At 40.9% G+C, this 19,942-nt stretch carries 23 protein-coding genes; 15 read left to right on the top strand and 8 right to left on the bottom strand.

Annotated features, from left to right (window positions below; all coding sequences use genetic code 11):
• The coding region (locus PY092_RS11290) for a PKD domain-containing protein (RefSeq protein ID WP_275615929.1) at positions 1-1,580 on the top strand (1,580 nt) is incomplete at its 5' end.
• A gap of 125 nt (positions 1,581-1,705) precedes the next feature.
• Here the strand turns inward: PY092_RS11290 and PY092_RS11285 are convergent.
• Positions 1,706-2,449: a tyrosine-protein phosphatase gene (locus PY092_RS11285; protein WP_275615928.1), complete on the bottom strand. Its 744-nt coding sequence runs from the start codon at positions 2,447-2,449 to the stop codon at positions 1,706-1,708.
• A gap of 276 nt (positions 2,450-2,725) precedes the next feature.
• Here PY092_RS11285 and PY092_RS11280 point away from each other — a divergent pair, with 276 nt between their 5' ends.
• The 8 genes from PY092_RS11280 (at position 2,726) to can (ending at position 10,461) form a co-directional block, all read left to right on the top strand.
• Complete coding sequence (locus tag PY092_RS11280; RefSeq protein ID WP_275615927.1) at positions 2,726-4,000, top strand: sensor histidine kinase; 1,275 nt, start codon at positions 2,726-2,728, stop codon at positions 3,998-4,000.
• Positions 3,993-4,694 carry a response regulator transcription factor gene (locus PY092_RS11275; RefSeq protein ID WP_275615926.1) on the top strand — a complete coding sequence of 234 codons (702 nt, stop codon included), beginning with the start codon at positions 3,993-3,995 and terminating at the stop codon, positions 4,692-4,694. The genes PY092_RS11280 and PY092_RS11275 overlap by 8 nt, the downstream gene beginning before the upstream one ends.
• Positions 4,695-5,063: 369 nt before the next feature.
• The gene (locus tag PY092_RS11270) at positions 5,064-5,828 is read left to right on the top strand and encodes a hypothetical protein (protein ID WP_275615925.1); all 765 of its coding nucleotides are present in this window, start codon (positions 5,064-5,066) and stop codon (positions 5,826-5,828) included.
• A gap of 110 nt (positions 5,829-5,938) precedes the next feature.
• Positions 5,939-6,619 carry a DUF6799 domain-containing protein gene (locus tag PY092_RS11265; RefSeq protein WP_275615924.1) on the top strand — a complete coding sequence of 227 codons (681 nt, stop codon included), beginning with the start codon at positions 5,939-5,941 and terminating at the stop codon, positions 6,617-6,619.
• A gap of 71 nt (positions 6,620-6,690) precedes the next feature.
• Positions 6,691-7,596 carry a hypothetical protein gene (locus PY092_RS11260; RefSeq protein ID WP_275615923.1) on the top strand — a complete coding sequence of 302 codons (906 nt, stop codon included), beginning with the start codon at positions 6,691-6,693 and terminating at the stop codon, positions 7,594-7,596.
• Positions 7,597-7,790: 194 nt separating this feature from the next.
• Positions 7,791-8,105, top strand: a complete 315-nt coding sequence (locus tag PY092_RS11255; protein ID WP_275615922.1) for a hypothetical protein — start codon at positions 7,791-7,793, stop codon at positions 8,103-8,105.
• Positions 8,106-8,238: 133 nt separating this feature from the next.
• A complete protein-coding gene (locus tag PY092_RS11250) occupies positions 8,239-9,798 on the top strand; it encodes a SulP family inorganic anion transporter (RefSeq protein ID WP_275615921.1) in 1,560 nt (519 codons plus the stop codon).
• A 15-nt stretch (positions 9,799-9,813) separates the two neighbouring features.
• Positions 9,814-10,461, top strand: a complete 648-nt coding sequence (can, locus tag PY092_RS11245) for a carbonate dehydratase (RefSeq protein WP_275615920.1) — start codon at positions 9,814-9,816, stop codon at positions 10,459-10,461.
• A 136-nt stretch (positions 10,462-10,597) separates the two neighbouring features.
• On the opposite strand, the gene PY092_RS11240 is transcribed toward can, so the two are convergent.
• Positions 10,598-12,574 carry a M1 family metallopeptidase gene (locus PY092_RS11240; RefSeq protein ID WP_275615919.1) on the bottom strand — a complete coding sequence of 659 codons (1,977 nt, stop codon included), beginning with the start codon at positions 12,572-12,574 and terminating at the stop codon, positions 10,598-10,600.
• A gap of 522 nt (positions 12,575-13,096) precedes the next feature.
• Here PY092_RS11240 and PY092_RS11235 point away from each other — a divergent pair.
• Genes PY092_RS11235 through PY092_RS11225 form a run of 3 tightly spaced genes read left to right on the top strand, consistent with a single transcriptional unit; the run spans position 13,097 to position 14,590 of the window.
• Complete coding sequence (locus tag PY092_RS11235) at positions 13,097-13,324, top strand: helix-turn-helix domain-containing protein (protein WP_275615918.1); 228 nt, start codon at positions 13,097-13,099, stop codon at positions 13,322-13,324.
• Positions 13,321-13,656 (top strand): HipA N-terminal domain-containing protein, encoded by a 336-nt coding sequence (locus PY092_RS11230; RefSeq protein ID WP_275615917.1) that lies wholly within the window; start codon positions 13,321-13,323, stop codon positions 13,654-13,656. Before PY092_RS11235 ends, PY092_RS11230 begins: the two co-directional genes overlap by 4 nt.
• Positions 13,646-14,590 (top strand): HipA domain-containing protein, encoded by a 945-nt coding sequence (locus PY092_RS11225; protein ID WP_275615916.1) that lies wholly within the window; start codon positions 13,646-13,648, stop codon positions 14,588-14,590. Before PY092_RS11230 ends, PY092_RS11225 begins: the two co-directional genes overlap by 11 nt.
• A 467-nt stretch (positions 14,591-15,057) precedes the next feature.
• Here the strand turns inward: PY092_RS11225 and PY092_RS11220 are convergent, their stop codons facing one another.
• The 5 genes from PY092_RS11220 to PY092_RS11200 all read right to left on the bottom strand — a co-directional run bounded on the left by PY092_RS11220 (position 15,058) and on the right by PY092_RS11200 (position 16,552).
• On the bottom strand, positions 15,058-15,351 hold the full coding sequence (locus tag PY092_RS11220; protein WP_275615915.1) for a type II toxin-antitoxin system RelE/ParE family toxin: 294 nt from the start codon (positions 15,349-15,351) through the stop codon (positions 15,058-15,060).
• Complete coding sequence (locus tag PY092_RS11215; protein WP_100818947.1) at positions 15,338-15,580, bottom strand: type II toxin-antitoxin system ParD family antitoxin; 243 nt, start codon at positions 15,578-15,580, stop codon at positions 15,338-15,340. The genes PY092_RS11220 and PY092_RS11215 overlap by 14 nt, the downstream gene beginning before the upstream one ends.
• Positions 15,581-15,714: 134 nt before the next feature.
• A complete protein-coding gene (locus PY092_RS11210) occupies positions 15,715-15,978 on the bottom strand; it encodes a hypothetical protein (RefSeq protein WP_275615914.1) in 264 nt (87 codons plus the stop codon).
• Between the two features lie 56 nt (positions 15,979-16,034).
• Positions 16,035-16,331, bottom strand: a complete 297-nt coding sequence (locus PY092_RS11205) for a type II toxin-antitoxin system RelE/ParE family toxin (RefSeq protein ID WP_275615913.1) — start codon at positions 16,329-16,331, stop codon at positions 16,035-16,037.
• Complete coding sequence (locus PY092_RS11200) at positions 16,328-16,552, bottom strand: type II toxin-antitoxin system ParD family antitoxin (protein WP_275615912.1); 225 nt, start codon at positions 16,550-16,552, stop codon at positions 16,328-16,330. Before PY092_RS11200 ends, PY092_RS11205 begins: the two co-directional genes overlap by 4 nt.
• Positions 16,553-17,027: 475 nt before the next feature.
• Here PY092_RS11200 and PY092_RS11195 point away from each other — a divergent pair, with 475 nt between their 5' ends.
• The 3 genes from PY092_RS11195 (at position 17,028) to PY092_RS11185 (ending at position 18,948) form a co-directional block, all read left to right on the top strand.
• Positions 17,028-17,372, top strand: a complete 345-nt coding sequence (locus PY092_RS11195; RefSeq protein ID WP_275615911.1) for a single-stranded DNA-binding protein — start codon at positions 17,028-17,030, stop codon at positions 17,370-17,372.
• Between the two features lie 60 nt (positions 17,373-17,432).
• Positions 17,433-17,882 carry a JAB domain-containing protein gene (locus tag PY092_RS11190; protein ID WP_275615910.1) on the top strand — a complete coding sequence of 150 codons (450 nt, stop codon included), beginning with the start codon at positions 17,433-17,435 and terminating at the stop codon, positions 17,880-17,882.
• Between the two features lie 469 nt (positions 17,883-18,351).
• A complete protein-coding gene (locus PY092_RS11185) occupies positions 18,352-18,948 on the top strand; it encodes a BfmA/BtgA family mobilization protein (protein ID WP_275615909.1) in 597 nt (198 codons plus the stop codon).
• Here the strand turns inward: PY092_RS11185 and PY092_RS11180 are convergent.
• A complete protein-coding gene (locus tag PY092_RS11180; protein ID WP_275615908.1) occupies positions 18,931-19,824 on the bottom strand; it encodes a toprim domain-containing protein in 894 nt (297 codons plus the stop codon). The two genes, PY092_RS11185 and PY092_RS11180, sit on opposite strands and share 18 nt — an antisense overlap.
• Positions 19,825-19,942: the final 118 nt, after the last annotated feature.

Genomic DNA, 19,942 nt, shown 5'->3' with positions numbered 1-19,942 from the left:
GTTTTACCTTGGTCGATGCCAGTACGGACACCGACCTGTTTAACCTTTTCAATGGCCAACAATTGGACTTGGGCCCCACGGGCGGACAGTCGCTCAACGTTCGGGCGAACACCTTGGGAGGACCGGGAAGAGTACTTTTGGAATTGACCGGTCCGGTTACTGCTTCCCGTCGGGAAGGTGTGGCCCCTTATGCTTTATTCGGGGATATATCGGGCAACTATAATGAGCAAGATCTGCCTTTGGGGGACTATACCCTTACGGCCACGGCATATAACGGCAGTACGACGAGTAGTGGGGTCATGGGAGAGCCCTTGACCGTCAATTTTTCCGTAGTGACCAGCACAGGAGGTCTTCCCACCGCAGTGGCAATGGCCGATGTGGTATCGGGAGAGGCTCCATTGACAGTGAACTTCACGGGCAGCAATTCTTTGGATGATATAGGAATAAGCAACTACCAATGGGATTTTGGGGATGGTACTACGATTTCGAACGAAGCAGACCCTTCCCATACCTATACAAACGCAGGTAGCTACAATGCTGAGCTGACAGTTACCGATGGGGACGGGCAACAGGATACCGATACGGTGGTTGTCACTGTCACCGTGCCACAAAGTGACCCTCCTTCGGCACTGGTCCAAGCGGACCAAGTGGAAGGCGATGCGCCATTGGAGGTGCAATTCACTGGCAGCAATTCATTTGACGATGTTGGGATAAGCAGTTACCAATGGGACTTCGGTGATGGCAGTGCTGTTTCGAACGAGGCCGACCCGGTCCATATCTATGCCAATGTGGGCTCCTACAATGCCGTTCTCACCGTTACCGATGCTGACGGGCAGAGCGATACGGATACCGTTACCATAAACGTGACAGGTCCCATTAACGAGGGCATAGTTGGTTTTACCTTGGTCGATGCCAGTACGGACACCGACCTGTTTAACCTTTTCAATGGCCAACAATTGGACTTGGGCCCCACGGGCGGACAGTCGCTCAACGTTCGGGCGAACACCTTGGGAGGACCGGGAAGAGTACTTTTGGAATTGACCGGTCCGGTTACTGCTTCCCGTCGGGAAGGTGTGGCCCCTTATGCTTTATTCGGGGATATATCGGGCAACTATAATGAGCAAGATCTGCCTTTGGGGGACTATACCCTTACGGCCACGGCATATAACGGCAGTACGACGAGTAGTGGGGTCATGGGAGAGCCCTTGACCGTCAATTTCTCCCTAGTTTCAGGCTTGGCAGCAAAAGGTGGTTCCTCGGAAACGCTTGATTCGCAAGAGGAATTGGAACCACAATCCAGCATTAATGGCAAGTTCGTTCCTTTCGACATTGTTCTGTTCCCCAACCCGGGAGCAACACAGGTAACTATTTCAACTAAGTCATTGGAACATGACCTTTCTGAGATACGCATCTTCGATGCGACCGGTCAATTGGTGCGGTCCTACAATCCATCTGAATATCTGGATGGGTACAGGGATTATACACTTCCGGTGAGCAGTCTACAGGCAGGTGTCTATCACTTGGGGATATTGGCAACCGACGGAAGAACCTATCTTAAACAGTTGATTATAAGAAAATAGAACAATATTACCATCAAGTTAAATTGTTTAATCAACCCTTTTCAAGTGGAAAGGGTTGAATTTTTATATCCAATAGGTTGTATTGTTGAAAAATCAATTCTACAAGAAGAACCTATAACTATTTATTAATAAAAAGATTGGATAGTGTTTTCCATGACAGGAAGGAGTTTGTCCAAAATACTTTTGGACACTTTTACTTCCCTTAACAAATTCAGCTGTCGAGTATTATGGATATCAGACCCCACAAAGTCAATCAACCCATCATTTAAGAGTTTTTCGGCAATTTTTTGAACTCCTGACCCATAGGCATCTGAGGTAAGTGAAAGTAGATTGAGCTGAAACAGTATTCCCTTAGACTTCATGGATTCGTATTTCCCATACTTTCCATGAAAGTACATATAACGCTCTGGATGTGCCAAAATTGGAAAATACTTGGCCTTCGTAATTTTTTCTGCCGCAATATTAAAATTGAAGGAGGGTTGCAGATAGGACATCTCAATGAGTAAATAATCCTTGCCCAACGGCATTACTTCACGATTTTCCAGTATTTGCTCAAAATTATCATCAATCATATGCTCAGCAGCATAGGCTATTCCAGTATCCTCCATTCCGTTTTTGCCCAGTGCAATTGAAAGCTGTTCGTAAGCCTTTTTAATGGTATTGGGTGTGTTGTCATACATGTTGTGCATGATGTGGGGGGTACAGATAAAATTGGTCACTCCAAACTCCGAAAATCCTTTGATTAAATCCAAGGAATCATCAACTGTTTTAGCACCATCATCTATACCAGGAAGAATATGATTATGAATGTCCACCAATCCATGCAAATGGTCAACCAAGTGTACTTTCTTTTGAAAAAAACTGAACATGATTAAAATTTGGAGTGCTAATATAATGGATATGCAGATGTAATCGATGAGAGTAAGAATAAATTCAGAATGCGGAGTCTATAAAAACAAAAAACCGACTTTTGAAAAGTCGGTTCGTTGGATTCGCTACTTATATATGTTTTTAACTAAACTCGAAAGCTAAGTTAAGTCTTCATTCGGTTCGTAGGGGTTAACGAAAGACCAAAAAGGTTAATGAAAGATTAATAGGGTTAACCATTGGGTAAATAGCTGGTATATTTTTGTTTATTTAGCGGTATGCTGACCAAGAGAAATCTGTATGTTATTGTTTTTGTGATTGCCGTTGTCGGCCTTCTGGTGGTGCAATACCAATATCTACGCGTTGGATTGGGCTTGGCCAAAGCACAGTTTTCCGATAAAATGGACAGGGCCAGACAAAATATCAACAGTGAACTGTCCGAGGTAAATTCGTTGACCTACACCCTTGGAAATGCTATCCAAAAGGATACTTCAGAAGTGAACATAGGTCTGGATAGCTTGGAAAAAGCTTCTCAGTATTACTTGAACGATTACATCTCCTATCAATTGAATGTTTCGGGAATCGACGCCCCTTTTTCCTATACCTTGTATTCTAGGGACTCCATTACGTATTTAAGTTCGGTCAAACCGCATCTCAAGGCAGATGAAAATTTGACCTATCCCATCCAAATCAAAGGATATTTGCCCGAACTATTGGAAAAGGAAGTTGTTCTCGAAATCGGTTTTGAGGACCTGAACAACTATTTTTTGGGCCAAATACGTGGGTTGATCATCCCAGGGTTGTTGTTTCTTTTGATGATCGTAATCGTTGTCGTGTGGGTGTTGCGTTCCTTCTATTTGCAACGAAGCATCAATACCACTACCAATGATTTTATCAATAACCTGACACATGAACTCAAAACCCCGGTCTTTTCGATAGGATTGGCCAGTAAAATTTTGGAAGACGATGTTCCGGACAATAAAAAAGCGGTAGTGGATATGATTCGAGCGGAATCGAACAGATTGAAAAAACATATCGATAAGGTTCTGGAGCTGGCCAGTATGGAATCCGGGAAAAAACTGTTGCAGTTCAAGGAAATCGATTTCAGGCCAGATTTAGTGCGTATTTGCGAGGGGTTTGCCCTGCTTGCCCAATATGAAGAAATCGAGTTTGATTATGAGTTGGGGGAAGGGCCCTACTACATTAGGGCAGAGCAGTTTCACTTGGAAAATGTAGTGGGCAATCTTTTGGAGAATGCACGGAAGTATTCCGATGACCCTAAAATCAAGCTAACCGCATATATCCAAAAGGGAAGGTTGCTCATCACTATTTCGGACAATGGCCAGGGCATTGCCGAGGAAGACACCAACAAAATATTCAGAAAATATTTTAGGATCAAGAACGGCGATGTGCACAAAGTAAAGGGTTACGGACTAGGGCTCTACTATGTGCAAAAAATAATTAAAATGCACCGTGGAAAAATTTCGGTGGAAAGCAAATTGGGAGAAGGAACCACATTTACCATATCCCTAAAACTGACAAAACATGGATAAAACATACAAGTTACTTCTGGTAGAGGATGATAATTCACTTGGGTATCTGCTCTCTGAATATTTAGGGATGAAAGATTTTGCCGTTACCTGGGCAAAGGATGCATCCGAAGCCATATTGAAAACAAAGACGAATGTGTTCGACCTGGCCATTTTGGATGTGATGCTCCCTGACATGAACGGATTTGAACTGTCACAGAAAATCAAGAGCATCAATCCAGAGCTACCCTTTATCTTTTTAACTGCCCGTTCCCTTAAAATAGATGTTTTAAAAGGTTTTTCTTTGGGCGCGGTCGATTATCTGAAAAAGCCAATTGACGAGGAAGAGCTCGTGGTTCGTATCAATGCCTTGCTGTCCAGACTGGTCAGCGATACGGAACAGGAGGTTCAGGTATCCCAGTATGAAATTGGGGATTACCTGTTGAACATGGACAATTTTGAACTGAGCTATCAAGGAAAACCGATAAAATTAACGGGCAAAGAATTTGATCTGTTGGCTTTATTGGCCAAAAACAAGAACCATTTGTGTACCCATAAAGAGATTTTGACCACCGTTTGGGATAAAAATGATTATTTCAACAAAAAAAGCCTTAATGTTTTTATCTCCCATCTACGTAAACACCTCGCCCAAGACCCAAAACTGAGTATCGTTAATGTAAGCCGTCGAGGATTTATGCTTCGGATTGAAGGTGAGTAAGAACGTTCTGGCTTGATTTTTGAAGCTTTTTTTGTGAAATCCAGTATATATATGTTCAAGTTTCTTAAAAATAATCCCCCTAGAGCCTCTTTGCATCAATTGGACCATTTATATGGTCAAACGATTTGTGAATGTTCGTTACAAGAACAAATTTCCTATTGCCAAAGACTTATCGAAAGTTCTCAATACCATATTACACGATCCTCTCCCAAAGAGGACACCGATTACCTTAGGAATCTTATCAAGGCTGCAGATTTGGAACTGAAACGGTTGAAGGCTAAAATCTAAAGTTTGAATAATTGGTTTTGTCATTTTAAGCCCTTTTCTACCTTAAAAAATTAGTAAGTTTAGGGTTGAAAAATAAATCCAATGAAAAAATCAATTCTCTTCCTAGCTGTACTATCCATTTGTATGAATGCATTTGCCACAGAGACCAAACTTATGGTTCGGGCAAAGGCAAAAGATGCCAAGTTTGTGGGAAGTTCCATAGGTGGGGCGCATGTAATTGTCAGGAATGCGGTCAATGGTGAAATTTTGGCCGAAGGAAATACCACTGGCTCAACGGGCAATACCGATTTGATCATGAAAAGTGCCCACGAACGCTATACCCAACTTTCCGATGACAAAACTGCGGGTTTTTTGGCCGTAGTGGATATCGATGAGCCCACTTTTGTGCGTGTGGAAGTGCTTTCCCCGATAAACAAAAAAAATGCGCAGGTTCATGCCAGTACCGAACTTTGGCTCATCCCAGGGAAAGATATTCTAGGGGATGGGGTAGTGGTCGAGATTCCCGGTTTTGTAATTGATATTTTAAAGCCCAATACCCATCAATATATTGCATTGGAGTCCATATCCGAAGCAGGTTTGTCAATAGAGGCCAATATTGTGATGATGTGTGGTTGCCCGATTCAAAAAGATGGTATCTGGGATTCCGATCTTATGGAAGTGAAGGCAATCGTTCACAAGGATGGAGCTGCATTTGCGGAAATTTCATTGGACAATCCAGCCCAAAACACATTTACAGGCACTCTGGGCATTTCCGAAGCAGGGTATTATCAAATCACGGTCTACGCTTATAATTCCAAAACAGGTAACACCGGAGTGGACAAAATCAATTATGTGGTTCGGGGATAATATTTAGATTGATTCCATATTTCTGTTTTTCAGTTGGTTGATGACCTGTGTCATAGGATTGCCTGAACCTTGGCTCTACCTTAGTCTTTGTAATTTTTAAAACGAGTACCATGAAAAAAATGTTAACATTGGTGTTCGTTGTTCTTGGACCAGTGACACTGATGGCACAGGACAGGGATAGGGACAGGGTCCAAGATCCCGACCAAGACCGAGACCGTTTAATGTTGGTCGATGGCGATGTACTTCAAATTCGCGATCGAGACCAAATTCGTTTGCAAGATCCCATTACGCTGAACGATGGAACGGTTGTGAATCCAAATGGAACTTATTTTACCCGAGATCGTGACAGGCTCAGGTTAAAAGATGGCGAATGTTTGGATAATGATGGGGTCAAGTACCGTAATGAGTATCAATACCGTTACAAAATGATGCAATCTGACAACGGGCTTACCGATGCGCAGATTCAACAACGTAACCAAAACAGGTATCAATTGATGCTTATTGATGGTGATGTCTATCAAATCAGGACACAATCACAAAACAGATTGCAGCAACGACTTGAACTTGCCAATGGAATGGCCATCAACCCTGATGGAACCTACATGAATCAAGATCGTCAGCAGTTAAGGCTTCAGGATGGGGAATGCTTGAACCTGGCCGGTGAGAAATTCACAAACATGTACAAACATCGTAAAATGGTGTTGCAAAAAAACATGAAGGCCATGAAGAACATGAAGTCAAAAAAATCCATGAACAAAGGTGCTCTTAAGAAAAAGGGAGCCATAAACTAATGGATTTGAATACAGGGCTTTGCTTCAAATTTCAGGGGCAAAGCCCATTGTTCCTTAGTAAATAGTACATCATGAAACGTTGTTTTTTCATAGGTTTGATTTTGATGTTGGTCGTTATGGATGCTTTCTCCCAAAAGACCGAAAAAGGAAATTCCAATAGTGAAGATTCTTATTTTTTAATGGACCTGAGCTATATGAACGATGCTATTTTTATGGGGAGGAGAGATTCTGTTGCGGCCCCGTACCTCTTACCGTCCATAGGCTATTATGACAAATCCGGTTTATTTCTCGATGCTACGATTTCATACCTTACTGGTTCGGAGGAGCAGCGGGTTGACCTTTTTTACTTTACAGGGGGATATTTGTTCAATTCCGAGCGTTGGAGCGGAGGGGTTTCTGGAACGGCCTATTTCTATAACGATGCCAGTTACAATGTGCAATCGGAAGTAGTGGCAGACCTTACAGGCTTGGTCAGCTATGATTTTAAACTTGCCGAAATATCTTTGTATGCCAGTTCTTATTTCAACAAGAACAGCTCTCCCGATATATTTCTTGGGGCCATTTTGGACAGAACATTTTATGCTATTGATCAACATCTTTTGATTGCCCCCAGATTTTCTGTCTATGCAGGCTCTCAGTATTTTTATGAGGAATATTATACTACCAACCGATTGGGCAATAGAAAAAGTAGCAGTGGTGGGCAGGGTAGTGGACAGGGGGGCTCCACGGACTCAGGAACCGAAGTGACCACAGTGCAAATTTCCGAAGCATCGGAATTCAATGTCCTGAATATGGAATTGAGTTTGCCTATGCAGTATCATTTTGATCAGTTTATACTATCCTTTACACCCATTTGGGCATTTCCCCAGAACAGTGCAACCCTGACAACTGATGATGCTATTTACCAAGAAGACCTAAAAAACGTTTTTTATTGGTCCGTGGGTATTAGCTATTGGTTCAATACCAAAAAAAAATAACAGGGTTCCCAAAAATGGAATCATTGAAATTCACATACTACCAATTTAAAATTTTGTGGATTTTGTAATGTGTGGCTTTATTATTATCAAATATTTAATCGTGTTCCTATTTAACACTATTTTAATATAGTATTTATTGAATAAACATACTTTTGTTGTGAATATTTTATCAAATCAGTAAATAGGATTAGTAATTGATAATCAAAATCAAGCATATTATACCAAGCTTTTTGGCCCTTGTTTTTATGTCAGGCTTGGTTCATGAATTGATTCTAAATTACTTGGATGATCCTGCCATCGTTTTTGAATTGGAAGGTCATGATGGTGAAAATGATTCTGAATCACCTTCTGATGAGGATATTGTTGAGTTGGGGATAATCGAAAAACACACCATACTGATTACGGACATTATATCCGAAAAGTTGACTACTTCACATGCTTACCTTGTTCCCGTTATTCAATTAATGGGGATTTCCCAACCCACACCCCCTCCGGAACATTTGGGATAAAATACACCGCTTAACTCCAACCGAAATTGATGTCGAGGAATGTTTCTGGCATCTTATTAAACAAATCTTTTGGGCCCTACCATTCATGAATTTTTTGTGATGGCCCAATTAAAATATTCCTAATTACATATTCATGAACTTATTCAATCATTGGAAAAGAGATTTTCCAGCGAGTTTAGTTGTTTTCTTTGTAGCACTTCCTTTATGCCTTGGCGTGGCTCTTGCAAGCGGCGCCCCACCATTTGCCGGTCTTATCGCTGGATTGGTAGGGGGAATATTGGTGGGTTATCTATCAGGATCCTCCATTGGAGTAAGTGGTCCTGCAGCAGGTCTAGTGGTTATCGTCCTAAATGCAATAGCAGACTTGGGGAGCTATGAGCTTTTTCTTACCTCCGTAATTTTAGCTGGAATCATCCAAATTTTATTGGGAATATTCCGAGCAGGTGTTATCGGTTACTATTTTCCCTCAGCCGTCATTAAAGGGATGCTCAGTGCCATAGGCATAATGATTTTTATACAACAGATACCTCTTGCATTTGGATTTACCGGTAATGTAAATACAGATCGTATCGATTTAAGTGGTTTGCACAACCATATAACCCCAGGAGCAATCCTGATAACCGGTATTTCTTTGAGCATACTATTGATTTGGGACGGTATTTTGGCCAAACGAAACAAGATTTTCAAACTTGTGCCAGGACCTTTGATCGCAGTCATTATTGGAATTCTCATTTATGTTACCATGGGTACGAGCGGTTTTTTCGCCTTGGAAGCAAGTCAATTGGTAAATGTTCCGATTCCTAAGGATGTATCTTCTTTTTTTGGTCAATTTACCTTACCTGATTTTTCATCCCTGACCAATGGTTCAGTTTATGTTACCGCCTTTACCATAGCCATCGTCGCTAGTCTGGAAACATTATTGAGTGTAGAGGCCACTGATAAGCTTGACCCTCAAAAACGGCAAACCCCTACGAACCGGGAGCTTATTGTCCAAGGGATAGGTAATAGCGTATCCGGACTAATCGGGGGTATACCGGTAACCCAGGTTGTTGTACGTAGCTCGGCCAATGTAATGAGTGGTGCTATGACGAAATTATCGGCTATACTGCACGGTTTTTTGATTTTGCTGAGCATTGTTGCAATTCCGAGGCTACTCAATCTTATACCACAAGCTGTATTGGCCAGTGTTCTACTGGTAATTGGATATAAACTTGCCAACCCAAAATCCTTCGTACAGATGTATAAATTGGGCAAGGCACAATTCATCCCCTTTATTGTGACTGTAGTGGGTATTGTAGCTACGGACTTGTTGAAAGGAATTGTGGTAGGATTGACTGTGGGTTTGATCGTGGTCCTTCTAAAGTCTTATTACAATTCGCACCATATGCTCATCAAGGAATACAAGGGCAAGAAGAACCTTTTCCATATCAATTTTGCAGAGGAAGTGACATTTATCAACAAGGGACCCATAATGAAGGAATTGGATGCTCTGAAAAAAAATTCCTTTTTGGAACTGGATTTTAGAAAAACCAAAGTATTGGACTATGATATCCTTGAATATCTGGATGAATTCTCGATCAAGGCCAAAAACAACAATATTAACGTTAAACTCATTGCGGAAAGGGAGACCCTGGACAATCCTGAAAGTTTTAGAAAATATTTCGGGCATCAAGTGTTTCATCTAGAGCATTGATATAACCAACGTCTTATGAAAACAGATTTTTATAGAAACTTATTGGAGAACAATAAAAAATGGGTGCAGTCCAAATTGGAAAGTGATCCTAATTTTTTCAAGAAATTGGAAAATGGACAGCAACCACCCTTGTTATGGATAGGTTGTTCCGATAGTCGAGTACCAGCCAATGAAATTATAGGGGCCAACCCGGGCGAGGTTTTTGTACATCGAAATATTGCCAATATGGTCGTACACTCCGATTTGAATATGCTCAGTGTTCTTGACTATGCCGTCAATGCACTCAAGATCAAGCATATTATTGTGTGTGGCCATTATGGCTGTGGAGGTATCAAGGCGGCCATGGGAAATCAATCTTATGGATTGGTGGATAATTGGATTCGTCATATTAGAGATGTATATAGACACCATCATAAGGAACTGGATCAAATAGAGGATAAAAAGAAGCGATTTGACAGCTTTGTGGAATTGAACACAAAGGAGCAAGTTTATGACCTGGCCAAGACGTCAATCGTCCAAGATGCCTGGAAAGATGGACATGAGCTTTATCTTCACGGTTGGGTTTATGGAATAGGTACGGGGATTGTGAAGGATTTAAATGTAAACTTTAGTTGTAATTCACAATTGGAGGAATTTTATCGACTTGATCGTACTGGAGCTTAAATGCAAGTATCGGAGTAGTAAATTGATATAAAAACCGATTTTTATGGTCTGATTTTTTTACAAGGAATCCTTTGATGAAACCCATAAAAAAACCTGTACTTAAGGGTACAGGTTTTACTTTTTAATGGATTGTTTTTTAGTCTTCAATGACCTTAATGCTCACAGGCCAAGAATCATTTGAGCTATTGATGTCAGGTAAAATCCGTTCAGGGTCTATGATCAAGGATTTAAGGGATTTATCCGTTTTCAAGAAATAGTTCCAACTATCTCCCTTCATCCAGATTTCCACAGGAAGCTCAATGTGTTCTGTACTGCCATCTTCATAGCTGGCCAACAGCTTCACTGGCATGGGAATCGTTTGTTTGTTGTCCAAAACAACAATATATCCACCTTCATTGGGTGCTACGGTGTTGATGGCCAAATCAATATTCTCATTGCCATAGAACCATCCCTTCCAGAACCAATCCAAGTTCTCACCGGCCACATTTTCGATATGATTGAAAAAATCTGCAGGAGTAGGGTGCTTATAGGCCCATGTCTTTATGTATGAACTAAAAGCATTATCGAATCGCTCCTCTCCAAGGACATATTCACGTAACACGGTAAGACCCAAGGCGGGCTTCCTATACGCAGCCATACCTAGATTTAGCCTGCTGAGGGCAACATCAGGATATGTATCGATACCCTGCCGGGTCGGATTGGTGTAATAATTCAAGGAATTTCGTGGACTGGTCTGTCCTGATTTGTACTCACCGTTATTAAAAGCTTTGGTGGCGTATTGGTTGATAAAGGTGTTGAAGCCTTCGTCCATCCAAGGGTACAGTCGTTCATTGGAGCCGACGATCATGGGGAACCAGTTGTGACCGAATTCATGGTTTGTAACCCCCCAAAGACCGCGTCCAGTACTTTGAAACCTACAAAAATTAAGTCCTGGATATTCCATGCCCCCAACATTGGATGCAACATTTGTGGCAACGGGATAAGGGTACTCGTACCACTTTTGGGAATAATGTTCAATGGCTCCTTTGGAATATTCCGTAGATCTTCCCCAAGCACTGTTTCCACTGGATTCAGATGGATAAGCAGATTGTGCCATTGCCGTCTTGCCGCTGGGCAAATCTATCTTGGCAGCGTCCCAAATAAAGGCTTTTGAAGTAGCAAAGGCCACATCACGGGTATTGGTCATTTTGAAATGCCAAGTGACATTTCCTTCTTGAACGGGACGGGTGACCGATGGATTGTTCACTTCCTCAGGGGTAATGATGTATACGGTTTCATCGCTTTTGGAAGCACTGTCCCAGCGATTTAACTGTTGGGATGTCAACACCTCTCTTTTATTCACAAGTTCTCCTGAACCGACCACAATGTGATCATAGGGAACCGTAATGCTGTAATCAAAATCGCCATATTCCAGATAAAACTCACCAGCTCCCAAATAGGGCTCAATATTCCAACCCTTCACATCATCGAATACCAACATTTTGGGATACCATTGGGCCAAGGAATAGATGGTACCCTCTTTAGTCTCCTGTTGTCCCATTCTATCCATACCGCTCTCAGGTATCTTAAATGAAAAATCCATGGAAATTTCAGCTGTTCCTCCGTTGGCAGGTATGGGTTGATTTAGGAATACCTGCATTCGGGTATCGGTAATCAGGTGTTTTGAAGAAACACTGCCTCTTCTGCCTGTTTTTGCCTTAAGGTTGGAAATGGTATAACCGCCATCCGTGTCACCGGCATATCGGTTGCCACCAATCGGGGTGGTCAAGGTACCTCTTGATGTTTCTGTGAACCTATTTTGTTCCAAGGACATCCAAACAAAATCCAAAGCCTCAGGACTGTTGTTGGTATAGTTGATTACGATGGTTCCCTGTAATACATCCGTGTCTTCGTTCAAGGTGGCATTAATCGTGTAATCGGCGGCATTTTGCCAATACTTTGGACCTGGTTTTCCAGAGGCGGAACGGTACACCGAACCTTGCCGATACATAAAGGAACTAAACTTGGACTGATTGTCCTTTTGTACAGTTTCCTGGGCCATCAATTGTATACTGGCCATAATAAAACAAAGGGACCAAAGCATCCCTTTTTTGCTAAATCTGAATTCTTTCATACGTGTTACTTTTCATTTTGGTCTCCCATAAAAAGTGGGGGTTGATTATTTTCCAGAAAGATACTCATATTTGAGTTGATAGCTCAACATTTTAGGGCTCTTTGTAGGCTGAAATAGCAATGACGAAGCTTGTTTACCTTGTTGTATGGATCATAGTGAAAATCAACCTAGGTGTCATTGGCAATACTTGAATTTCATATTGTAATGAGTTGACAAATACATCAAATGATAAGAAGTTACTTCCCGATGCAATATATACTTTTCCTTGTTTTATAGGACTTTCCAGAGTTTGAGGTGTAATAGGGGTGTAAAAAAATTAAGAAAATCAATCATTTTTGATAACTTTTTGGTTGATCAAATGAAATTCATTTTGATAGAGTTTGAATTTGAGCCGTACTATGAACCCAATGGGCAATAATTATTTTATATGTAAAAGCATATAATATTATTAAAAAATACTTTTTTATATGTTTTTGCATATAATTTAATATATTTGACGCGTTTTATATCTAAATGCATATAATGTATAAGTTATCCGAGTTTGTCAAGTCCCGTAGGAACGAGGTAAACCTGACGCAAGAAGAATTTGCTGAACGCGCCGGTGTTGCCCTTACCGTAGTGCGAAAAATAGAACAGGGGAAAACAAATCTAAATATGGACAAGGTCAATCTGGTCTTGAGAATGTTTGGACATACCCTTGCTGCAGTTCCTTTACATGCCATTGATAATGAAAACACAAAAGCCCAATGAGAAAAGCCAATATACTATATGATGGCATCAAGGCCGGAGAGCTCATGGAAACCGATGATGGGGACTATGTATTCCAATACGATGGAGATTACGTGGAACAATATCCGGACCAGTTCATAACCTTCTCGATGCCTGTCCGAATGGAACCCTACAGGGACAATAGATTGTTTCCGTTTTTTGAGGGATTGATTCCGGAAGGTTGGCTATTGAACATTGCATCAAAAAACTGGAAATTGAACAAGAATGATAGGATGGGACTATTGTTGGCCTGCTGTCAGAATTGTATCGGAGCAGTGAGCGTGGAACCTTTAATTAACAACCATGAAGCATAAGTGTCTATACTGTTATGAAGCGTTGGAGGGTAATCTTGATTTTCATGAAAAGTGCGCTATGGCTTTCTTTGGTAAAAAGGAAGCGCCAAAATTGGAGTATAGTTTGGATCAAATGTCCGAACTGGCCAAAAATGTGGTAGAGCGAAGTGTTTCCGTACCAGGTGTGCAACCCAAATTATCGATGTCCCTGTTTGATGAAGCAGGCCATACCGGAGAATTTCGGTTGACAGTGGTGGGTGCCCTTGGAGGCCATTATATCTTTAAACCTCCATCAAATGAATATCCGGAAATGCCAGCGAACGAACATTTGACCATGCGCATCGCGGAATCATTCGGTATTCAGACCGTTCCCTCCAGTTTGATACGATTAAAATCCGGCGAGTTGTCCTATATCACAAAACGAATCGACAGAACGGATGAGGGACAAAAAATCCATATGCTTGATATGTTCCAGATTACGGAGGCCTATGATAAATATAAAAGCTCCATGGAAAAGGTTGGAAAGGCACTGCACCAGCATTCGGCCAATACTTTGTTGGATATGGTTTTCCTGTTTGAGATGACCTTGTTCTGTTTTTTAACGGGCAACAATGATATGCACTTGAAGAATTTTTCCATGCTGGATTCCCCATCCGGCTGGATACTTTCCCCAGGTTATGATCTGCTTAATGTCTCCATTGTGAACCCTGATGATTCCGAGGAACTTGCATTGACCATGGAAGGGAAGAAATGTAAGTTAAAGCGGATTCATTTTGAAAACTTTGCCAAGAAGATAGGACTTACGGAAAAACAAACGGAAGGCGTATTCAAACGATTTTTGCAAAAGAAAAAGGATGCCCTGCGTTGGATTGACAAATCCTTTTTGTCCCCTAAAATGAAAGTGGCATATATTGGTTTATTGGATAATCGTTATGAACGAATTTTTGATGCCTAGTATTGGAGGTGGTCAATAGCCCGGCCTCTCTAGTTATGACCGGCATCTAATTTTGGGGGAGGTCATTTTGATGAAGTTTTAGAAAAATGAGCAGTTCTATCTAGGGGTAGCTTACAATCGTTTATTTGAACTTTATTTTTCATTTAACATCCTTATTTTGTTGGCAATTTTTTCGATTCCTTTTTTCTCTCCAGTCTCAATATATATCGGGAGGCAACGGTTTTACATGAACTACACCATCCTTTTAAAATAATATCATTTAGGTCATTAAGGTAACTTTTGTAATTGATTAACTTTCTGTTTTGAGCGCCACAATCACAGAAAATTGAATTAACCGCAATGTCAATATTATCTTTACATGATTGGCCAAACATCAATTGAAGTTAAAGAGGTCCTATTTCGATTTCATCTTCATGAATAATTTGTTCAGTCCTTTTTTTAGCCACTTTTCATCGTTTTTAGAAACTTTAAAGATGCTCTACAAAATTCATTCGTTTGCCCAACACCCTAACAATAAAAATTTCGTTAACACGATCAAATTGGTAGAAGATGACATGAGCTTTATAGCTGTAGTATTTTAAAGGACCGGAAATGGCCGATGCGTCTTTGGCCAATTCTGGGCGTTCGGCGAGTTCCTCTAAAAAACTTTCCAAATTCAATAAATACTTGGAGGCCTGTTCAGGACCAAAAAACTTTATACCATATTTATAAATGCCAACTAAGTCATATTGGGCCCTGGTAGATAAATTATAGTTCCCCATTATCAACTTTTGCGATAATGTCACTTATTTTTAGATTACTTCTGCCACTTTGCAATCCATCATCAATTGCGGCCTTGAGCTCCGCGAGTTTCATGTTTTCTTCCTGGTCCTTTCTTACCAAATCCCTTATATATTCACTATCATTGGTAAAGTCACCTGATTGAACCCTAAGCTTAATCCAACCATCTTGTTGATTTGTAAAAGTGATTGACTTTCTAACTGTTTCCATGGACTTATGTTTTGTGATGCAATATAATACTTTTTTGCACCACTTATTATATGTACGGTACTTTTTAAAATTTATAGTGAGAACTTACCCCTTGTTAATAGGTTAGTCAGCTATCGTTTATTTGAACTTTAGTTTCAATAAAATCTCTTACTTAACTTTTTAAGTTCGAGAATGGTCATTTCATTATCAGTTTGATTGAGTAATCTAGCTTTTAATTTTTCTGCAAATTCTTCAGAGGTCAGATTCCTTTCTACCAAACCAATGTCCATTATAAAACTATCAATTAGTGACCAATCATCATTGATTAACTGTATATCTTTCTGGTTATTTAGCCTAGCCAAGTGGTCCGAATCACCACCGTACTTTGCATATATTTTAATTTTTTCTATGGTAATCATTGATGGAGCATTGAATCCATTTTTTAAACATGGTCTGCTATTGTTTATCTGAACTTTTAACTTGGAAACTTTACCAAATCCCTTCCCCCGTACAGAACTCTTACTATTCGTATATATCCTTTCATTTTACGATAGAAAATTATATGGGAAATATATGGGAAACTAAAAAGTCCATCCTTAATTTCCCTTCTATCCTTTACAATATCAGGATTTTTGGCAATTGCTTTAAAATGGTCGTTCAAGCCAATCAGGTATTCGATTGCTCGGGAAGTTCCAAAACGGTATTCACCATATTTGAATATATCCTCAATGTCATTGTCCGCTTCTTGCGATAGAACGTATCCGTTTATCATCCGTTCTTTTTTGAAGCGATAATCTCATCCATTGTTCTGGGACTTTCTGGGCCGTTCCAACCCTTCGCTATCTCCCTTCTGAGATCGTCAATGACCTTGTCCCTGTAAATTTTATGTAGCCGTAATGCATCACGGATGACCTCACTATTATTCTGATATTCGCCGGTCGCAACTTGTTTGGCAATGTATTCTTCCTGTTTTTTTGTGAAACTGATATTCATGGCAAATGCAATATTGGTTTTTCAAAATTACAAAATCCTATCCATATATATCAAATATGGACATAAACTGATGAAATTTTAAGGGGTTATAATAAAAGAAGCCCTTGTTTGTTTTCCGGGACATCGAAAAACAGGGCAGTGCCCAGGGACTTCCAATCAGGACACCAATGACTTCACTCGCTCAACTTCCCGTTCGCTCATTTGGCACTGGGTCAGATGGAAATCCCAAGGGCCCTTGTGGAACCTCTCAAGGCCAAGACCAGTTTTGCCCGCAAATAGGGTATCCATTTCCTTGAAAACCCAAGGGTTTTGCTACGTCACGTACCCTCCCGATTTCCTGTCAAAAGCCTTGACAGAACCCTCTTCTTTCATTGTGCTGTGCACAAAGGAAACCAAATGAACGCCCCCTTAAAATTTGGACAACAACGACCAAAGGAACCAAGGGGTAATTATTAATCTTTTAAACCTTTTTAACATGGGAAAATTACGCAACAAAGTACAGCTGATAGGCAACGTGGGACAGGACCCTGTAATCACTGATTTTGAGAATGGAAAGCGCATGGCACGAGTGAACCTGGCCACCAATGATCATTACAAAAACTCTGAAGGGGAGCGTATCACCAATACGGAATGGCATACCCTGATCGCCTGGGGAAAACTCGTCGATATTATTGAGGGCTTCGTGGCCAAGGGCAAGGAAATTGCCGTTGAGGGAAAACTTACCTCCAGATCCTACGAGGATAAGGAAGGTAACAAACGTTATGTGACCGAGGTTGTGGTTAGTGAGATCTTATTATTGGGAGGCAACAATGAGGAATAGAAACCGGAGGCGCTCCATGGTTCGGGGCGCCTTTTTCTTTCAACTTTCAAGGTATTGAGCATGGAACACAAAGTCAACGAAATACAGATAAGTTACAGGGAAAAGCTTGGAACCCTGAAATCGCTCTCGATTACGAACTCCAATGAGGTGGCCCAACTTTTGTTCAATAATTGGGACGCTGACACCATTGGACTGCACGAGACTTTTATGATCGTATTGCTGAACCGCTCTAACAAGGTCAAAGGAATTTATCCATTGTCCCATGGTGGTATCACGGGAACCTTGGTGGATATGCGAATCCTTTTTGCCATTGTACTCAAGACGCTTTCCGTGGGGATTATCCTGGCACATAACCACCCATCGGGACAATTGAAGGCCAGTGAAATGGATAAACAGTTGACCCAAAAAATCCAACGGGCGGCGCAACTATTTGATGTCAAGGTACTCGATCATATCATATTGGCACCCGAAGGCAGTTACTTCAGTTTTGCCGATAATGGATTGATGTGATATCCAATAACTTGTTACAAAGGAGAATTGTGATATTTGGAGCCTGTTAAGCCCAATCATTATGATTGGGTTTTTTGTACAATAAAACATAACTTTATGTTGAACCAATAATGGTACGGCAAAATTTCCTGATTTGACTTTCCAAAAGTCCGTACCATTGATCGAAGCATTTGTCATATCCTCCTTTATCGGTCGATGGCCACTTACGGTCATCGAGGCTATTCCCGAGTTAAAGACAACGGCCATTTAAATGACTATAATCTAAAAAGAAAGCTCTATGCAAATGGCCGGCGCTAAACTAAGGGAAGAGCAAGAGGATAGCGCGCAAGCGCGGCACTATTGATTCATTTTCCTTCGGAAAAGCCCATTTTTAGGGGGTTTTTCAAAAATATTGAACAATGGCATTTATGGCATTTTTGACGAAAAAAGGCTTTTAGCCCAGTAAAATCAATGGATTTTTGACGAAAAAATGGACCAAGGATACGAAAAAGAGAAATTCAGGAATATGGCCATAAAGCAGTCGGTGGCCTTAAAGTTCAGGAGGTTTTCCAAGAAATTGGGTAAATCACGTTCAATGACCCTATTGGCCATGTTGGATTTTTTTGAACGTAATGGTATCTCTCCGGACCAGGAGATGGGGGAGACCATCGCCAGTCTCAAATATCTTATCAAGCGTAGGTTCAATGGTATGATAGCGATCATACGGAGCATCGAAAAGGAACAGACCTTGCCCACTGTCGGAATGATACAGGCACTCTTCAATCAAGAACTTGAATCTTATGATGAAGAATGGGAGGGGGACTTCGATTTTTACGAGCAGCAATTGACCGAGAAGAAAGCACCTTCCAATCCTGAACTATTGGATACAGAGGTCACCGTACCAAAAATCAGGTACAAACATTTGGAGGAGCAAATGGAGGAGTTGAAAAGTGACTTTGGGTATGTCCTGGACCATGTGGTGGAGAGTAGAAACCGAATTGGTAAGAAACATTTGATTATGGACCTGAACCCTGGAGCAATTGAAAAATATAGAAGAAAGCTTAAAAATTTAAAGGATATTGTTTAAGCTCACTTCCTTTTTATTTTTTATCAAATGGTCAGATTGAAGTTTTTCATTAAGGTCCTTGAATCCTTTGAACAGGTTCCTGCTGTCTGAAAGGTTGTCATACTTTTCCAATAAGGTTTTTGTCATCCGATCCCCTGCATCGTCATTGTCCAACAACAATCTACATTCCTTGTAATTATCGATGAAATTCTCCAATTGACTGGCAAAGGCAAGCGAGTTCAAAACCAATATGTCAGAATCCTTTAACCATGATGGTACCATGGTTTTGAGTGAAAGGAAATCGAACATTCCCTCAACAATGACCAATTTTTCCTGGCCATTTTTGATATGTGTAATGGCCTTTGGAGAGGAGCACAGTTTTTGGAAGCTGTTCCTGAGTTCCCATCCTCCCTTGTTGTTCTTGAGGCCGATTGCAAAATAATCCCGGTTGCCCATTTTAAAATGAACCTCTTTTGTATGGGAACGTGCAATGGCCATCGGGATACACCTATCCTCTAGATATTGCTTCAGTGCTGGTAGGGATATGTCCTTTACCTCTCCTACGATAATGCCTTGCTTGGTCTTGGCCGTTGTTTTTATCGAGGTAGGGGGTATGGCATATGAACCTTCATCCAATAGTTCCAATACCTCGGACACGGAATAACCGGTAATTCTCGTCATGAGGTCAATCAGGTTTCCGCCAATGCCCTCTCCATGGTCATACCACCTGTTAAGGACTTTGGATACCTTGAAAGAAGCTCGGGTCTCCTTTCGAAAAGGACTGAGGAACCATGCTTCCCTTTTGGATTCCTTGGTTGGGAAATATCCCATATCCGCCAATGCGGATATGATGCAAAGATTGCGTGCCGTTTCACAGTTCATTCTTTTTTCTTTCATGGCTTTGTTGTTGAGTGATTTTTGATGATTTGATGACAAATCTTTGGGAGGCCTTATAAACACTGGTGCTTTCCCCGTCATCATTTTATCATCGTTTCATCGTTTTTGTTTTTCTTTT

Source organism: Flagellimonas yonaguniensis, from assembly GCF_029193885.1.
GTDB classification, from domain to species: Bacteria; Bacteroidota; Bacteroidia; order Flavobacteriales; family Flavobacteriaceae; genus Flagellimonas; species Flagellimonas yonaguniensis.
Note: the sequence above shows the minus strand (reverse complement) of the source record. Positions and strands in the feature narration are given on the sequence as shown.

Excerpts from the sequence above, each read along its gene's own strand:
- PY092_RS11285 (WP_275615928.1), bottom strand. The coding sequence starts at position 2,449 with ATGTTCAGTTTTTTTCAAAAGAAAGTACACTTGGTTGACCATTTGCAT.
- PY092_RS11280 (WP_275615927.1), top strand. The coding sequence starts at position 2,726 with ATGCTGACCAAGAGAAATCTGTATGTTATTGTTTTTGTGATTGCCGTT.
- PY092_RS11275 (WP_275615926.1), top strand. The coding sequence starts at position 3,993 with ATGGATAAAACATACAAGTTACTTCTGGTAGAGGATGATAATTCACTT.
- PY092_RS11270 (WP_275615925.1), top strand. The coding sequence starts at position 5,064 with ATGAAAAAATCAATTCTCTTCCTAGCTGTACTATCCATTTGTATGAAT.
- PY092_RS11265 (WP_275615924.1), top strand. The coding sequence starts at position 5,939 with ATGAAAAAAATGTTAACATTGGTGTTCGTTGTTCTTGGACCAGTGACA.
- PY092_RS11260 (WP_275615923.1), top strand. The coding sequence starts at position 6,691 with ATGAAACGTTGTTTTTTCATAGGTTTGATTTTGATGTTGGTCGTTATG.
- PY092_RS11250 (WP_275615921.1), top strand. The coding sequence starts at position 8,239 with ATGAACTTATTCAATCATTGGAAAAGAGATTTTCCAGCGAGTTTAGTT.
- can (WP_275615920.1), top strand. The coding sequence starts at position 9,814 with ATGAAAACAGATTTTTATAGAAACTTATTGGAGAACAATAAAAAATGG.
- PY092_RS11240 (WP_275615919.1), bottom strand. The coding sequence starts at position 12,574 with ATGAAAGAATTCAGATTTAGCAAAAAAGGGATGCTTTGGTCCCTTTGT.
- PY092_RS11235 (WP_275615918.1), top strand. The coding sequence starts at position 13,097 with ATGTATAAGTTATCCGAGTTTGTCAAGTCCCGTAGGAACGAGGTAAAC.
- PY092_RS11230 (WP_275615917.1), top strand. The coding sequence starts at position 13,321 with ATGAGAAAAGCCAATATACTATATGATGGCATCAAGGCCGGAGAGCTC.
- PY092_RS11225 (WP_275615916.1), top strand. The coding sequence starts at position 13,646 with ATGAAGCATAAGTGTCTATACTGTTATGAAGCGTTGGAGGGTAATCTT.
- PY092_RS11220 (WP_275615915.1), bottom strand. The coding sequence starts at position 15,351 with ATGGGGAACTATAATTTATCTACCAGGGCCCAATATGACTTAGTTGGC.
- PY092_RS11215 (WP_100818947.1), bottom strand. The coding sequence starts at position 15,580 with ATGGAAACAGTTAGAAAGTCAATCACTTTTACAAATCAACAAGATGGT.
- PY092_RS11210 (WP_275615914.1), bottom strand. The coding sequence starts at position 15,978 with ATGATTACCATAGAAAAAATTAAAATATATGCAAAGTACGGTGGTGAT.
- PY092_RS11205 (WP_275615913.1), bottom strand. The coding sequence starts at position 16,331 with ATGATAAACGGATACGTTCTATCGCAAGAAGCGGACAATGACATTGAG.
- PY092_RS11200 (WP_275615912.1), bottom strand. The coding sequence starts at position 16,552 with ATGAATATCAGTTTCACAAAAAAACAGGAAGAATACATTGCCAAACAA.
- PY092_RS11195 (WP_275615911.1), top strand. The coding sequence starts at position 17,028 with ATGGGAAAATTACGCAACAAAGTACAGCTGATAGGCAACGTGGGACAG.
- PY092_RS11190 (WP_275615910.1), top strand. The coding sequence starts at position 17,433 with ATGGAACACAAAGTCAACGAAATACAGATAAGTTACAGGGAAAAGCTT.
- PY092_RS11185 (WP_275615909.1), top strand. The coding sequence starts at position 18,352 with ATGGACCAAGGATACGAAAAAGAGAAATTCAGGAATATGGCCATAAAG.
- PY092_RS11180 (WP_275615908.1), bottom strand. The coding sequence starts at position 19,824 with ATGAAAGAAAAAAGAATGAACTGTGAAACGGCACGCAATCTTTGCATC.